We start from the raw sequence: 13,809 nt of genomic DNA on the forward strand, positions 1-13,809 counted from the left end.
GATTAACTAATTTTATAAATAACCACTGTCACGCATTAGATATTGATGGGTGGAATAAACTCTTGTATGTAAAATAATTATCACTAATGAATCAATGTGTTTTTATATTAATTCTCATGCATAAAGATATTGCTTGTGACTATATTAATATATTACCAACCCGACAAGTATCACTGGCGATTAACTTACTGCTGCAATAGAAGAAGAAAATCATGAAAATTTTCATTGCCACTTCAAATAGTTCATTATTTTACTCTCAAGTTAGCAATTTTTATTACATATAATAGCGGGTTTGAAAAATATATAAAAACCCTGTCATATACAAGATACAACTTCTTAACCTCCCTTCTGCTATTCTCAAGATATTCCCTGGAAGATTTAATTAAAAATAAATTAAAACCTATATTATCTACCTGAATACACCAGTAGAGATACTGGCGTATGTATTTACTTTATATCCGGAGGTTTTATGACTGATAACACCGAACAGGGCATTACTGCCCTGAAGAAACATTTATCCCTTCTTCCTGAGTACCTTACCCATCGGGTAATAGAGCGTATTCGCCAGTGCATTCATTACGAGCCGGTTATTGGTGTTATGGGTAAAACTGGAGCAGGTAAATCATCTCTCTGTAATGCCCTTTTCCAGCAACCTCTCAGTCCGGTCAGCGATGTAGGGGGATGCACCCGCAGGCCACTACGCTTTACTTTGGAAATAGGAGGACGGCGTATGACCCTGGTTGATTTACCCGGTGTTGGCGAATCCCTTGAGCGCGACCAGGAATACCAGCAACTGTATCAAGAGCAGTTACCAAAACTGGATCTTATTCTCTGGGTCATGAAGGCTGATGACCGTGCTTGTGCCAGCGATGAAAATTTTCATCGGTTTCTTATGAAGTGTGGCGTCTTATCAGGCAGTATCGTGTTTGTGATCAATCAGGCCGATAAGGCAGAACCCTCACTGGAATGGGACCGCGAAACCCATCAACCTTCCTCCGCTCAGTTGCTGACGCTTACCACACGAAGTGCAACTGTCTCCCGTCAGTTCTCCACGCCATATCCGGTGCATGCTGTTTCGGCAAAAGCTGGTTATAACTTGGCTCGTTTGGTGGAGACACTGGTACACGCGCTACCATCAGAGGCGAGCAGTGGTGTATTTCGTCAGGTCAGAGCGGAGCACAGAACAAAGCAAGCAGAGAGTACCGCCCGAAGGGATTTCGGTGCCCTTCTGGGGGAATTGTTCACCCGGATAGTAGAAGAGATCCCACTACCAAGGTCGGTGCGTGATGGCCTGAGCTCGTTACGCGAGGGCATTGTGAATGCTGCCACTGCGCTTTGGCACTGGTTTTTTTAAGTGTGGATGATTTGCATGTTGATCCTAAAAGCCTCTATGGACGGAAACTGAATTGCAATATACATCGCATCCAACATTACTGTCGGGCATCACGTTGGGTTGAGGATAATATTCGCATTCTTTGTCTGGTACTCACTGTCCTGTTTAACACCTTCTTTCTATTTCTCAATAATGGATTCTTAAGAATCCATTATTCATGCTCCTCTCGCCCTAGCCGGGTATCCTGTATGCATGCCTTGTGACAGGATATGTCCACGCTCTGTTTTCTTTTTAAGCAACCCTTGTCAATTCCATTATTTTCAGCATGTTACCAGCAGAAAAATATTGCATTTTTCTTGCCAGCCCTCACTTTCGTTGGACATAACCTGTCCGGTCCATCCTGCATAATAACTGTATGAGTTATCTGGCTATTTTTTGTTTAAGGAGGGCATATGTGCACCAGGGAGCCTGCGCAGCGACACGACAGATTAGCGCTCAGGCTGTCGGTCATTATCAGTCGACTTCTTGCTGGTGAATCTCTTTCACTAAAAGCACTGTCGGATGAATTTGGTGTTTCTGAACGCACCCTTCGTCGGGATTTCCATCAGCGTCTACTGCATCTTGATATCATCAGTGATAACGGAGTATGGCGTCTGAACCAGAATCCGCAGCGCGATCACATTCCCGGAGCACTGGCGTTTGCTCGCAACACCGGGATAGCCCATCTCATTCCCTCACAAAGCCGTCAGCTCATGCAACTGCTGATGGATGAAAACGGTACTTCTCCGTGTCTAATAGGTCATGCACAGCAGCCAACCAGTGTGCTACCGGACTGCTTCCTGCGGCTTGCAGAAGCTATTTACCATCACCGGACAGTCAGCTTACTGGTAAAGGGTACTCGCCATGATGACCTGGAGCCTTATCGGTTGATTTACCCGTATCCACACTGGTATCTGGTCACTAGCCAGTATGGTGCGATAAGGGTATTCAGACTAGAGGATGTCAGTTCCGTCTCTCTATCGGAGCAACATTTTAGCCGACGTAGTGAGATTGGCGCACTGATTACGGATGAGGATTTTATTAACGCACTTCCGCATTTTCACTTTATCAGCAACGTCATTCACACCTTCCGAGAATACCACCCTGCTGCTCAATCCAAACTAAAAGGAGTCAAAACATGAAACACATAACAGGTCTGCTGCTCTGTTGTTGTCTGACGCTGTCATCATTGCCAGCAGCATATGCCAGCACACCCGAAGCACTCATACAGGCACATCTACAGCGTTGCGCCAAACCCGTTTTTTATGCGCAGACAGCAAACCACAAAAAAGAGGTGGAGATTTGCATCATCACGCCGTCGGTATCGTATTCGTTCAGTGTGATCGGTGCAGAGCATAAGGAAATGGATATTACCGTTCCGGCGAACAGTACCACTTATGCATACCAAAACAATCAGGTTATCAGTATTCAGGAGTTCACCGTTCACAACGGTGACACGTATTACCAGATTACGACGGGAACAAACGATGAAGGTAAGCCGCTCACTTTTCTTAATGTCTTTAAAGGCTCGCCGGAAACCGGCAAGCGTCTGGCGGAAATAAAGCTTGATCCGGACACGGTGGTGAACAACATCAGTCATGCACTTTCTGAAGAAGGCATCCCTGAATCGGACAATCTTTAATGGTCTTACAGCAAGGAAAAGCAATGCCAGATATGCAATTAATCACAAAAATTACCATCCGCTTACTCTTTCTGCTCAGCACTATCTTGTCAGTTGCAGCCCTGAGCGGCTGTGGTGACAAAAATGAACGTGAGTTTATCCGGGGCTGTAAATCGGGAGGCGGTACTACCGCCATTTGTGGATGCATTTGGGATGAACTTAAAACGAAATATACGCATGGGGAGCTTGAAAAAATGAATCAGCAGTACGGTTATGCACCTCCACGCTTTATGGAAAATATGCTGAGCGCAGCGCAGCAGTGCCGTAAATAAGGACAGAAGAAAATGGCTCTTATTATTAAATATTTCGCGATTGCATTCGTTATCGCGCTTGTGATTGTCCTGTTTAACGTTTTTGGTAATACCGGCGAGATACGAAGTTTCGGTCAGGGTATGGGCTACTTGTTTTGGATGGCGCTGGGGCCCGGTACCGGGATGACCATCGGCGCTAGTCTGCGCCTTTGGCTGATGCCGGATAGTATTTATACCACCGGAGGTATGGGAGGGTTGATGAAAGCCAGGCTGTTCTGGCTTGTGGGACCCCAGTGTATCGGTTGGGTTGCGGGCCTGATGATTGTCGGCAAACAACTGATGTAATGCATGGTAATTATCCACTTAAAATGGATGAGTTGGCCTCTCAACTGGTTTTCTATACGCCAGGCAGCACACTCAGTGAGGAATCTGGTGTGTAAAAAATCTCGCCATTACCATATAAGAATAAATGATTCATGTGAATCTTCGAAAAGGAATAACAGTCATGTTTAAATACGTATTTGCCGCTGCGCTGCTTATCAGCAGCTTCACTACCCTCGCTAACGCAGTCCCACTATCCGTTAGCTCTCAGGGAACTTATCTCATCAATAACCCCAATCTTCCCGTCTGGCAGTTGACGCTGACCAGCCTAGAAAATGACATCACCATTCAGTCGCTTACATTAAACCGGGGTAACTGTTTGATATCCATAACAGGTCGGGGAAAAAATATGAACAAACGCCTGGGATATGGACAGACATTTTCCTTCACAACGCCCAGCAACAGCGGCTTCACAAAGTGCCGACCATTGGAGTTAACGGTGCAGACCAGTCAAGGCCCTTTTACCTTTAACTGGTAGTGATTAAGAGAGACTATCGTAGCTTCGGACAGAGCAATAGTCGGATTATCCTGTGCCTCCACCACCTTATATCTCTTCGCTCATTAGCAAACGATGGCCGTATAATCTTCGGGAGTTGCGGCCAGATTATTAAAGGTCATGATGACCTACCATTTAACCGAAAACTGTGGATATTGGCCAAAAATATGCTGGTTCTGGCATTCTAGTTTTACTCGCACTGATCTATTTCCCCTTATTACTTCACTTCAAGGAATCACCATGTCATGTAATTCATTGGCAGGCAGCGTTGCGTCCAGAGAGCAGCGCATTATCCAGATGGCGCTGTGCCTGCTGGAAAAACGCGTGCGTAAAAATACACGCCAGTTCAAAACCTCGGAGGACGCCAAAAGTTGGTTGATGCTGGAGCTCAGCAGCCTGGAGCGAGAGGTCTTTATGGTGCTGTATTTGGATAACCAGCATCGGCTGATAGAAAAGGAAGTCATCGCGTTGGGCGGCATCAACAGCACCGAAGTCCATCCGCGCGAAATTCTTAAATCGGCACTGCGTCACAACGCCGCCGCCGTGATACTGGCGCATAACCATCCCTCCGGCTGGGCCGAACCCAGTCAGGCTGACCGTCATATCACCGACAAGCTGAAGGAATCACTGTCACAACTCGACGTCAGAGTCCTCGATCATCTGGTTGTCGGCGGCGCTGAGGTGGTGTCATTCGCTGAACGTGGCTGGCTATGATGAGCACGCTTACCATCGCACTCTTATAAGGAAAACATCATGTCATCATCGGATACCCCGGAATGGGGATTAAAACGTGCCATTACTCCGCGATTCGGAGCCAGACTGGTTCAGGAAGGTAACCGTCTGCACTATCTGGCAGACCGGGCCAGTTTTATCGGTATGTTCAGCAAAACAGAAGCCCAAAGTCTGGAGCGTTGCTTCCCTGAGCTGATTAAGCAGTTGGAGCAGAAACTACGAATGAGAGAACTGAACCCCTGTCAGCAAGGCTGCATCGTGCTGCATTGCAACGAATGGACCTGTGAAGCCGATACGCTGGGCAGTTTTGGCTACGTGTATATTGCTATTTATCCCTCTTCAGCGGCAACACAATAACCCGCAACTTCTTTCCCCATCCTGAGCATTTTCCTGATTTTATCGACTTAACCTGTAGAGAGTATTCCCCATGCAAACATCACCTGCAATCCCGCCACGGGAGGATAACCCCTGTCCGTCACCTATAACCGTCTGGCAACAACTACTGGCCTACCTGCTGGAAAAGCACTACGGCCTCACGCTGAACGATACGCCGTTCTGTGAGGAACATGTGATTCAGGAGCATATTGATGCTGGCGTCACGTTGGTCAATGCCGTGAATTTTCTGGTGGAAAAATACGAACTGGTGCGTATCGATCGCGACGGTTTTAACTGGCAGGAGCAATCGCCGTTTCTCACTGCCGTTGATGTTCTCCGTGCCAGACGTGCTACCGGCTTGCTCAAAGCATAAAGACTGCGAGCCGCTTTCCAGTAATACCAGACCAAATCTATTTATCCTTCTCCACGATGCATAATGCGCCAGCCCTTACCGGCTGGCGCATTTGCTTTTATGTATGGACCGCAAACTATGCAAATTGAACCCGAGGTTTTAACCGAACACACTGAGCTGATTTGCTCGACCAACATTGAGCGTATTGTTACCGGACGTGATGCCGCGCTGCAACAGATAGAGCAACTCCTCAATCAACTACAATCTATTTCAACGCTAACGGCGACTATCGGCGGCGGCACCGCTGAAGACTGGGCGTTAAAGCAGGGGCATCGCTACGATTGCTGGCTAACAGAAGCATCCAACAAGGCGATGCCCGCCATCACCCGCACACTGGATCGCAATATCTGGCGCGACCTGATGCTGAAATCTGGCATGTTGTCGCTGATGGATGCCGAAGCGCGTAGTCAGTGGCACAAGAATCTGGATGAGGGGGAGCTACCGGCCATCAGCGAAGCCAATATCCTCAGCACCTTTGAGCAACTTCATCAGAGTAAGCAGGAGGTATTTGAGCGAGGTGTGATTAACGTATTCAAAGGGCTATCGTGGGATTACAAGACCAATCACCCTTGCTACTTTGGCAAGAAAATCATCATCAGCAATCTGGTGACCTACAACCGTTGGGGCTTTGGCCTGAACTGGGGCTGGCGACGCGATCAACTGGCCGATCTAGAGCGTATGCTGTATCTGCTGGATGGCAAACCGATCCCCGACAACCGAGGCGATGTCACCATCCGGCTGATGGACCATATCCGCGATAATCCTCACAAGCAGGAATACGAGGATGAGTTCTTCAGTGTGCGTTACTTTCAGAAAGGCACGGGGCATCTCACCTTTAAACGTTCCGACCTGATCGATCAGATGAACGATATTATCGCCAAATATTATCCTGGGATGCTGGCGGCGAGGTAATTAAGCAATCATGTTATGCAGGTATATCCCATTGACATATCCCATAAATATTCTATGCTATCGATAGCACGAAATTTCTCCAAGGAGACTGCCATGGAAAAAACCACAGTATTTAAAAGCAATCGCAGTCAGGCGGTACGACTCCCTAAAGCCGTTGCACTGCCGGATGATGTTAAGCAGGTTGATATCGTCGCGATTGGTCGCACTCGTATCATTACTCCGGCAGGCGAAAGCTGGGACAGTTGGTTCGAAGAAGAAGGGGTAACGCCTGACTTTATGATCACTAGAGAGCAACCTGATGATCAGGTCAGGGAAGATTTCTGATGCTTAAATATCTGCTCGATACCAATATCTGTATTTACACCATCAAGAACAAGCCGCAGGAAGTCAGGGACGCTTTCTATCGTCATTACGGGCAGTTTGCTATCAGTTCTATCACGCTGATGGAACTGATCTATGGTGCGGAGAAATCGGTAAATCCAGAAAAGAATCTTGCCGTGATTGAAGGATTTTCTGCGCGTCTGGAAGTGCAAACTTATGGTTTTGACGCTGCCGTACATACCGGTCAAATTCGGGCGGAACTGGCAAGACAAGGAACACCCATCGGCCCGTATGATGCCATGTTAGCAGGTCATGCGCGGTCAGCAGGTTTGATACTAGTCACGAACAACGTGCGTGAATTTGAGCGTGTGCCAGGATTGCGCGTAGAAAACTGGGTCGGTAGATAGGCTGACAATAGCCCGTCTTTATAATATGCTGTCGCAGTTCAACAACTGGCGTCACTGCTAAGAATCGTAGCGAACGGCAGGGTAGGGAATGAAGCAATGTGGGCTGTGGGTACAAATGGGGGTACATACACATTATATTTTAAGGTAAATCCTTTAAATATAATGTTGATGGCATGTTTTTCAAGTCCCGCCCCGGCACCATTGATAAATCAATAGACGTCAACCGACGTCTATTTTTTTGCCTAAAACCCACGGTTTTACTGGCTCCCCCTTCATTCCATACTCTTCCTACGTCAACGCAATTCAGCCTACATCAACTTGCTTGTGAGTATACATCTGAGTATATATGTTGGTTCTATCTTGCTCTGTATACTCACCGTAAGCACCAATGAGGATATTGATAATGGCTCTGACCGATATCAAAGTGCGTTCGGCAAAACCAGAAGAAAAAGAGTATTCACTGATTGACGGTGATGGGATGTTTTTGCTGGTTCATCCCAATGGTTCCAAATACTGGCGGCTGCGTTTTCGTTTTGGTGGCAAGCAACATCTCATGGCATTAGGTGTTTATCCTGAAGTCTCTCTTTCTGAAGCGCGTCAGAAACGGGATGAAGCTCGGAAGCAGGTCGCTGCGGGCATCGATCCCCGCGAACATAAGAAAGCGGTAAAAGCCAAACAGGAAGAGGATGAAAAGACCTTCGAAGTTGTGGCTCGCGCTTGGCACGCCGACAATAAGAAATGGTCTGAATCCCATGGCGAACGTATCCTGAAAAGCCTGAGCGACAATATTTTCCCCGCTATTGGCAGCACACATATCGCAGATTTGAAAACACGCGACTTACTGGCACCGATCAAAAGCGTTGAACGTTCAGGACGTTTAGAAGTGGCTAAGCGTCTAAAACAACGCGTGACCGCCATCATGACTTATGCCGTACAAAATGGACTGATTGACTACAATCCGGCGCAGGATATGGCAGGGGCAATTATGCCCGGCAAAGTTGAACATCGCCCGGCATTAGCGCTTGAACGCTTGCCTGAACTTCTTGGCCGCATTGACGGTTATAAAGGGCGTGAATTTACCAAATGGGTTATTAACCTCTCCCTACTGATTTTCATTCGTTCCAGCGAACTCCGTTTTGCCCGCTGGCCGGAAATCGACTTTGAACGCGCTTTGTGGACGATTCCCCCAGAACGTGAACCAATCCCCGGAGTGAAGTTCTCCGAACGCGGTTCAAAAATGCACACACCACACCTTGTCCCGCTAAGCCGTCAGGCACTGGAGATCCTTCAAAAGATCAGAGAGGTGAGTGGGCATTGTGAACTGGTTTTCATTGGCGATCATTCGTCACGAAAACCGGTTAGTGAAGGGACGATAAACAAAGCGCTGCAAACTATGGGCTACGACACAAAAACGGAAGTATGTGGACACGGTTTTCGTACCATGGCCTGTAGTTCGCTGATTGAGTCGGGGTTATGGTCTAGGGATGCGGTAGAGAGACAGATGAGCCATCAGGAACGTAACGGTGTTCGAGCAGCGTACATCCACAAGGCTGAGCATCTGGATGAGCGTCGTTTGATGTTACCCCCCCTCTTATCAGTGTTTTCGATGGGGGTGACAACTATCCTGACAGAGGGAGGTAACCGGCGTGTTCATTATTCTTACGCGAGTTGTTGACCTTGTTCCGCCATTTCTTTTATACGCTCTTGTACTTTGAGATCTAACGCCATGCGTTCTTCTAATGGCATTGCCTCATATTGCTCCTTGGATATTCCCATGGATGCAAGTACGGAGAAAAATAATCTTTCTTCATGAGACATGGAGACCCAGTCCATAAATTCCTGCGCTGCTTTTGAACGCTGAGGCTCAACTTTAGCGCTGGGTTCGTGTCTGGAGATCTGTCCGCTATCCTTTGCTTTCGCAAGTGTCATTTTGAAAGTATCTTCATCTGGCGCAATAGCGTGCTTACTGGACTGGGCAAATAAAAGATTAGCCCCCTGAATATCCGATGCGATCATAGGAACTCTCCTTAGTTAGACAGGATAGATACTCACATAGTCTGAAGGGATGTTATCGGGAAAATACCACGTGGATATATGTTTAATTCACATGATGAGTTGTGGTGGGGGCAACTACATGGTGCTGGAAGCACGGTTGAGAGAGTAAAGGGCAAATAGAGGTGGTGTAAAGCGATATTTGTCGTCGTTAAGAAACGACGCACAAATATCGACGCGGCGATGGCTAAATTTTTATCTGATTTTTCGGCATAAAAATTTATCTTTTATCACGCCATCAAAGAAACGACCTTTAGAGACGACAGCGTCAGAAATAAATTTTTTATAGATAGATTCAGGTACGCCAACATATTGATAGATCTCTTTATTATGAAATTCTATCTCAAGGTTATGCGTCTTTGGATCGTACCCAATGGAATAAATTCGTGACGATGAAACCTGCTGTCGCTGCAATGCTCGTTCCTCCCCTGCGTAAATAAGATCAAACTATCAAAGATTCACGGCATGATGCATTGTCGACGATCATGCTTATTTATTGAATATGTATCAAATTTCTGGCGTGTTGGTTAGTAAAATCGATGGTTTATCGTTTTTATGCTGTGAATTTGTTCAATGGCGGGGGAGTCCACCTGTTTGATTAGCGGGAGGATGCAAACCTGCGATGAAGAATAGCGGGCTATTCTTTTTCGACTGTGGACAGACGCGCAGGTTTGCAACAAGGTAAAGAGTTATTCTTCCAGCGCGTATTCGATCCTGTTTCTGCCGTTGGCCTTGGCCTGATAGAGCGCATCGTCTGCCGCCTTTATCAGACATTCATAATCTGGATGACCACCATACACGGCGATGCCTGCGCTGATGGTCATTGTAACGCTTTCACCGTTTTGGAGATAAATCGGGTGATCCTGAATTTTTTTTCTCAGCCGCTCGATGATGGTGTAGGCGGCAACTTTGGGCGTTTCAATCAATACGATCATAAATTCTTCCCCGCCGTAACGGAAAACATAGTCGCTGTTCCGCGTGCTTTCATAGAGCACTTCTGCAATCCTTTTCAGGATGTTATCGCCAGCCGTATGGCCATATGTGTCATTGACGGTTTTAAAATGGTCAATATCAATCATGGCAATGCTGAGCGGAGTACTTGAGTGCATTGCCAGCGATATTTCATGCCGAAGAATGGTTGGCAGGAAGCGACGGTTTAGCAGAAGGGTCAAGGTATCCTTACCGCTTTCCAGTTTTTGGACTTCGTTAAATAGCGATCCCAGCAGCATATTTATTTTATAAATCTTGCTTCTGACAGCTTTAAGTAGCGGAGCGTAATCCTGCTGGGTCAGTAGTGCCGTCGTGCTATAGCCACGAATATACTCATCCGTTTCCGTCATGATCGAGGCGATAGTGTGTATCCCCTGAATGTTACTGAAACTGGATTTCCCCTTGTGGTTAAACCACAGCCCGAACTCTGAATCACTCAGGTCCTGGATACTGGAAAGAGGTGTGCCCGTAGCAACGCTGAAAATGAAGGCATTTTCCCAGTTTAGTAGCGATGCGTTCTGACGCTCTCTCTCCATACTGGCATTCTCCAGAATGGAAAATAGCCGATAGGATTCTTCATTTTTGGCCGCGAGATCGTGCGATTGAGAATAGGTTTTACTCATGATCTCTATGGCGATATCCATAGAGATAGAGGCAAAACGCATGGCATCAAAACACAGTGCTTTATCTTCGGTGACCTGTGCGATGTCTTCATAAAGGTGCCATTTTAGACGTCGGGCTCCGCGCTCAACCAGATCGACAGGAATACCAATGCGCGCATGAATCTGGCCAATTTTCTTTTGATGATTAATCAGGTCAGTTAGATGTTCCCCGGTATTCGTTAGAATATCTGCTATCCATTTGCTCATCGATCCATGGAGGCGATCGTGGACTTGCTGGCTGGAAAGAAAAAGGGAGGCTTCCTGATCTTTGAGCATGTAAGAGTAGAACTCGTCAGCAAAGTCGGACGTTTTTTGATCGGAGAGGGTTCGCAGTAGATTAAAAGATTTCTGTGAGGTTGTGGCTATCAATTGCATCCATTCTGATGTTATGACTTGATTGTAGTCCAACTCACCATAATCTCTCTGTTCATTAACGTTCAATAGTTCGTTCAACTTTTAATCTCTCTTGCGAATATGTCGGATGTACTAGGATAGAAACAATCAATTTTTTGCCTGAATAATCGACATTTAATGACAGAGAGGGTCAATATGGCGTTGTTAAAAACAAATGAAATTAATGATTTTATACTGGTACTATTACTACTGTAGTTGTAAATGATAATGCTGTTTTTTTGATGTTAGAAGCTATTTTGAGATAACTTTATGAAAGTTAATGATCTGGTTACAGTTAAAACCGATGGGAAAACGCGCCGGGAAGGGACGATTCTGGCTGTGGAAACGTTTCAGGAAGGGATAATGTACTTAGTTGCATTAAAAGATTACCCTGCCGGTATCTGGTTTTTCAATGAGACTGACAGTAAAGATGGTACGTTTGTTGAGCCAAAACGTTGACGCAAAAGAGTAATGGGAAGTGTCGATGACGAGCATTGTCCGTATGAACAATGCTCGTAGTGAATTGGCTATCCAGTATTAAAACGTTTCCCAGTTGCCGTTTTCCGTATTGGCTTTACGGGGGAGGGCTAGTGAGGTGCGATCCTTTGCAGCTTGAGCGTTCGGCTGAGCAGGTGTTGAAGGTGTGCCTGATAAATGACCAGATAGCTTAAATGTTGCAACGGCGCGGGTCAGCAGGGCAGCTTGCTCTTCCAGCGATGCAGCTGCTGCACTGGCTTCCTGAACAAGTGCAGCATTCTGCTGTGTTACGCTATCCATTTCAGATATTGCTTGGCCGACTTGAGTGATTCCTCGGCTTTGTTCGTCAGACGCAGAGGCAATCTCACCCATGATGTCAGTGACGTTAGTCACGGCATCGACGATCTCTTTCATGGTTTGACCTGCGTTATCAACCAGAACAGAGCCACTATTGACCAGGTTGACGGATTCGGAAATCAGCGTTTCTATCTCTTTTGCGGCTTGTGCACTACGCTGGGCAAGACTACGAACCTCGCTGGCGACGACGGCAAAACCACGTCCCTGTTCTCCCGCTCTGGCTGCTTCAACCGCCGCATTTAGCGCAAGGATGTTTGTCTGGAATGCAATACTGTTAATAACATTGGTAATTTCAGAGATTTTCTTTGAACTCCCCGAAATACTGTTCATCGTGTTGACGACGTTTGCAACGATCTCGCCACCCTGTTTGGCTTTTCCAGAAGCATTCGCTGCGAGCTGGCTTGCGTGATGCGCGTTTTCTGAGTTTTGCTTCACGGTTGCCGTCAATTGCTCCATGCTTGCCGCGGTCTGTTCAAGCGCTGCGGCTTGCTGTTCGGTTCGCGAGGAAAGGTCTGTGTTACCGGATGAAATCTCCGTCGAACCTTGATAAATAGAATCTGCACTTTCCCGGACGGTAGCGACGGTGGTAACCAGAGAAGACTGCATTTGCTGAACATTGCTGGCTAGCGTACCGATTTCATTCCTGCCATAACGCTCTGACATTTGAGTCAAATCGCCTTGTGCAATTCGCTGAATTCGTGTCACCAACTGATTCATTGGCTTGATGAGAATACCTCTGAGAAAGAAGAACGTCAGAAGCGTTAAAACCGTCGCCAGAGTAAAGCTGCCCCCCATCAATGAATACCCGAGTAGCGCATTTTTACGCGCAGTTTCGTTTAATTCTTTCGCTCTTTGCGTACGGTAAGCGACAGCTTCTAACAAATATTTGTTATAGGCCAAATCCAAAACCCGAGTTTCTTCAGATTCGAGAGTAATGACCTCTTCAAACAGCCCCTGTTTTGCAGCAGTAAGCATCAACATAAGGCCTTGATTGACATAAGCATCATAGGATTTGCGCAGATCGCCGTCCAATGCCATATCCTGCGGTGTTTTAACCGGACGCTCTTCATAGACCATGAAGGCTTTTTTTGACTGTTCCAGCCGCTGTTCAGCTTGCTTCAGGTTGTCATTGAAGACCTGAGAATCACCAATACGCGCAGCTGCAGCGGCCTGAATTAGCAACAGACGCGCAGTACGAAGATGGTTGGAACTGTTTGAGATCCCCATGCGGGTATCGATTTCTTGTGTAACGTCGTCTAATGACTGATTGCTGCTTTGTAGAAAATAGCTGGATGTGCCGATAGATGCTGCAAATAACAGCATGATACCACCCAGAATAATGACGAATAAGGGAACTAGCCGTAAATTGCTCAGCATGCCAGCCTCGACGTGCTGCTCAGACCTTGAAGTCATTTTCATATCCATTCACTCATTCTCAGGAATTTATGATTTACCATGCCACTAGTGGTGACATTGGCGTTTAGGTTTTAGTGTCTACATTAATGACAATCCATTAGCTAAACAACCAATGTAAAAGG

18 protein-coding genes are annotated in these 13,809 nt (G+C 46.6%); 14 read left to right on the top strand and 4 right to left on the bottom strand.

Going from position 1 to position 13,809, the window contains the following annotated elements; translation table 11 throughout:
- Window positions 1-469 precede the first annotated feature (469 nt).
- The 13 genes from H0247_RS10800 (at window position 470) to H0247_RS10860 (ending at window position 9,015) form a co-directional block, all read left to right on the top strand.
- Window positions 470-1,354, top strand: coding sequence for a GTPase family protein (locus tag H0247_RS10800; protein ID WP_180742544.1), 885 nt, complete (start codon window positions 470-472; stop codon window positions 1,352-1,354).
- A gap of 431 nt (window positions 1,355-1,785) precedes the next feature.
- Entirely contained in the window at window positions 1,786-2,514 is a 729-nt protein-coding gene (locus tag H0247_RS10805; protein WP_180742545.1) for a YafY family protein, read from the top strand.
- Window positions 2,511-3,014 carry a hypothetical protein gene (locus H0247_RS19840; RefSeq protein ID WP_255433940.1) on the top strand — a complete coding sequence of 168 codons (504 nt, stop codon included), beginning with the start codon at window positions 2,511-2,513 and terminating at the stop codon, window positions 3,012-3,014. The genes H0247_RS10805 and H0247_RS19840 overlap by 4 nt, the downstream gene beginning before the upstream one ends.
- 23 nt (window positions 3,015-3,037) lie before the next feature.
- A complete protein-coding gene (locus H0247_RS10815; RefSeq protein ID WP_255433941.1) occupies window positions 3,038-3,325 on the top strand; it encodes a hypothetical protein in 288 nt (95 codons plus the stop codon).
- Between the two features lie 12 nt (window positions 3,326-3,337).
- A complete protein-coding gene (locus H0247_RS10820; RefSeq protein WP_180742546.1) occupies window positions 3,338-3,649 on the top strand; it encodes a hypothetical protein in 312 nt (103 codons plus the stop codon).
- A 160-nt stretch (window positions 3,650-3,809) separates the two neighbouring features.
- Window positions 3,810-4,163, top strand: coding sequence for a hypothetical protein (locus H0247_RS10825; RefSeq protein ID WP_180742547.1), 354 nt, complete (start codon window positions 3,810-3,812; stop codon window positions 4,161-4,163).
- A 258-nt stretch (window positions 4,164-4,421) separates the two neighbouring features.
- Window positions 4,422-4,895 (top strand): DNA repair protein RadC, encoded by a 474-nt coding sequence (gene radC / locus H0247_RS10830; protein ID WP_180742548.1) that lies wholly within the window; start codon window positions 4,422-4,424, stop codon window positions 4,893-4,895.
- A 39-nt stretch (window positions 4,896-4,934) separates the two neighbouring features.
- Window positions 4,935-5,270: a type IV toxin-antitoxin system YeeU family antitoxin gene (locus tag H0247_RS10835; RefSeq protein ID WP_180742549.1), complete on the top strand. Its 336-nt coding sequence runs from the start codon at window positions 4,935-4,937 to the stop codon at window positions 5,268-5,270.
- A gap of 70 nt (window positions 5,271-5,340) precedes the next feature.
- Entirely contained in the window at window positions 5,341-5,661 is a 321-nt protein-coding gene (locus tag H0247_RS10840; protein ID WP_180742550.1) for a TA system toxin CbtA family protein, read from the top strand.
- Window positions 5,662-5,778: 117 nt separating this feature from the next.
- Window positions 5,779-6,612 carry a DUF4942 domain-containing protein gene (locus H0247_RS10845; RefSeq protein ID WP_180742551.1) on the top strand — a complete coding sequence of 278 codons (834 nt, stop codon included), beginning with the start codon at window positions 5,779-5,781 and terminating at the stop codon, window positions 6,610-6,612.
- A gap of 93 nt (window positions 6,613-6,705) precedes the next feature.
- Complete coding sequence (gene vapB / locus H0247_RS10850) at window positions 6,706-6,936, top strand: type II toxin-antitoxin system VapB family antitoxin (RefSeq protein ID WP_040033975.1); 231 nt, start codon at window positions 6,706-6,708, stop codon at window positions 6,934-6,936.
- Window positions 6,936-7,340 (top strand): tRNA(fMet)-specific endonuclease VapC, encoded by a 405-nt coding sequence (gene vapC, locus H0247_RS10855; RefSeq protein ID WP_103972302.1) that lies wholly within the window; start codon window positions 6,936-6,938, stop codon window positions 7,338-7,340. Before vapB ends, vapC begins: the two co-directional genes overlap by 1 nt.
- Before the next feature lie 403 nt (window positions 7,341-7,743).
- The gene (locus H0247_RS10860) at window positions 7,744-9,015 is read left to right on the top strand and encodes an integrase arm-type DNA-binding domain-containing protein (RefSeq protein ID WP_255433943.1); all 1,272 of its coding nucleotides are present in this window, start codon (window positions 7,744-7,746) and stop codon (window positions 9,013-9,015) included.
- Here H0247_RS10860 and H0247_RS10865 read toward each other — a convergent pair.
- The 3 genes from H0247_RS10865 to H0247_RS10875 all read right to left on the bottom strand — a co-directional run bounded on the left by H0247_RS10865 (window position 9,000) and on the right by H0247_RS10875 (window position 11,497).
- Window positions 9,000-9,356, bottom strand: a complete 357-nt coding sequence (locus tag H0247_RS10865) for a hypothetical protein (protein WP_180742552.1) — start codon at window positions 9,354-9,356, stop codon at window positions 9,000-9,002. The genes H0247_RS10860 and H0247_RS10865 overlap by 16 nt on opposite strands.
- A gap of 231 nt (window positions 9,357-9,587) precedes the next feature.
- Complete coding sequence (locus H0247_RS10870) at window positions 9,588-9,806, bottom strand: KTSC domain-containing protein (RefSeq protein ID WP_180742553.1); 219 nt, start codon at window positions 9,804-9,806, stop codon at window positions 9,588-9,590.
- Window positions 9,807-10,081: 275 nt separating this feature from the next.
- Complete coding sequence (locus H0247_RS10875) at window positions 10,082-11,497, bottom strand: diguanylate cyclase (RefSeq protein WP_180742554.1); 1,416 nt, start codon at window positions 11,495-11,497, stop codon at window positions 10,082-10,084.
- 210 nt (window positions 11,498-11,707) lie between these two features.
- Between H0247_RS10875 and dsrB the strand changes: the two genes are divergently transcribed.
- The gene (dsrB, locus tag H0247_RS10880) at window positions 11,708-11,896 is read left to right on the top strand and encodes a protein DsrB (RefSeq protein WP_180742555.1); all 189 of its coding nucleotides are present in this window, start codon (window positions 11,708-11,710) and stop codon (window positions 11,894-11,896) included.
- 78 nt (window positions 11,897-11,974) lie between these two features.
- Here dsrB and H0247_RS10885 read toward each other — a convergent pair whose 3' ends face one another.
- Window positions 11,975-13,696 carry a methyl-accepting chemotaxis protein gene (locus H0247_RS10885; RefSeq protein WP_180742556.1) on the bottom strand — a complete coding sequence of 574 codons (1,722 nt, stop codon included), beginning with the start codon at window positions 13,694-13,696 and terminating at the stop codon, window positions 11,975-11,977.
- Window positions 13,697-13,809 lie beyond the last annotated feature (113 nt).

The organism is Pectobacterium sp. CFBP8739 (assembly GCF_013449375.1).
GTDB lineage: Bacteria > Pseudomonadota > Gammaproteobacteria > Enterobacterales > Enterobacteriaceae > Pectobacterium.